1 protein-coding gene is annotated in these 1784 nt (G+C 30.8%); it reads left to right on the forward strand.

Annotation, left to right across the window (positions count from 1 at the left end):
• Positions 1–1784, forward strand: a 1784-nt coding sequence (locus tag EZH24_RS11165) for a DNA polymerase (RefSeq protein WP_236847192.1), incomplete at both ends; no start/stop codon positions are given.

A 1784-nucleotide genomic window follows, 5' to 3' on the forward strand; every position in this document is an offset into this window, starting at 1 on the left:
GGACGATATTAGACGATATTATCGGGCATATTGCCGAAAAAAATAAAAAAGAAAATATAAAAACTATAATTTATTCTCCCGATAAAGATATTCTTCAGCTTGTGGGTAAAGATGTTAACGTTGTGGCAAGCAATAAAGACAACGAACTTATAGAATACGATGCCGAAACGGTTAAAGAAAAAAGAGGAGTTTATCCTAATCAAATTATAGACTTGCTAGCGCTTATGGGAGACGCTTCCGACAATATACCTGGAGTTAAAGGAATCGGCGAAAAAACGGCGGTTAAACTTTTGGAAGAATACGAAACATTGGACGGAATTTATAAAAATATAGATTCTATTCAAGGGAAATTGCAAGAAAGACTTATTAACGATAAAGACAAAGCCTATATGAGCTACGAGCTTGCTACGATAAAAAGAAATATTGATGAATTGAATTTAGATTATAAAGAAATTGAAAATAATAAAATAGATATTGAAAAAGTTAATAAAATACTTGACGATTTGGAATTAAAACAAATTAGAGAAAAAATCAATTCTTATATCTCAAATGTATCGAAAGAAGGTTCTACTAAAAAACAAGATAAAGTAAAAATTTCTGGCGAATCTAAAAACGAAGAAAAAAAGAACGAAATAAGAATAACAAGCGCAAAAGAAAGCAAAGCGAATTATTATTTGATAGAAAACGAAACAGAATTAAAAAATCTTATTGACGATATAAAGAGTAAAAAATTGGTATGCGTTGATTTTGAAACTACGGGACTCGACACTTTCAAAGATAAAATAATCGGAATTTCTTTTGCAATAAAATCGAAAGAAGCTTTTTATTTGGATATTAGCGAAAGAACAAAAATAAATATCGATTCCTGCTTGAAATTGGTATTCGACACTCTGGCTAAAGAAGATATAAAAATAATAGGACATAATTTAAAATACGAATATAAAATGCTGCGAGCGATAAATAAAAGTTTTGGAAATTTTTATTTCGACACAATGGTTGCGGCATATCTTATAAATCCGACAAGAAGCCGATACAATATGGACGATTTGGCAATGAGTTATTTGTCTTACAATACGATAAAATACGGAGAGATAACGGACGGCGCTAAAAAAACTCTGCTCGAAGTCAATTTGAAAGAAGTCGTGGAATACGCTTGCGAAGACGCCGATATAACTTTTAGACTCTACGAATGTTTTGCTCCGCTTATCGAGAGTATGGAACTCAAAGATTTATTTTTTAATATAGAAATGCCTTTGATAAAAGTTTTGGGAGATATGGAATTTGACGGAGTTTATATAAGTTCGGAGAAAATGAAAAAACTATCCGAAGAATATTCTTTGCTTTTGGATAAAATTCAGAAAAATATATTTGAAGAAGCTAAAGAAGAATTTAATTTGCAATCTCCGAAACAACTCGAATATATACTTTTTAATAAATTGGGACTTCCACCGACAAAAAAAACAAAAACGGGATTTTCTACGGACGAAGAAGTTTTAAGCGAACTATCTAAAAAATATAAAATCGCTCAAGATATGATGACTTATAGGAAATACGCTAAATTAAAAAATACTTATTTGGATGTTTTTCCGACTTTAGTTAATAAATCTACAAATAGAATTCATGCGTCTTTCAATCAAACTGTAACGGCAACGGGACGATTATCTTCTTCCGAACCCAATTTACAAAATATACCCGTTAGAGGAGACGAAGGCAGAGATATAAGAAACACTTTTATCGCGGAAAACCAAAACATAAGTTTAGACTATATTCAAATGCATTTAATC

Origin of the sequence: Brachyspira catarrhinii (assembly GCF_005518285.1) — a bacterium.
GTDB lineage: Bacteria > Spirochaetota > Brachyspiria > Brachyspirales > Brachyspiraceae > Brachyspira > Brachyspira catarrhinii.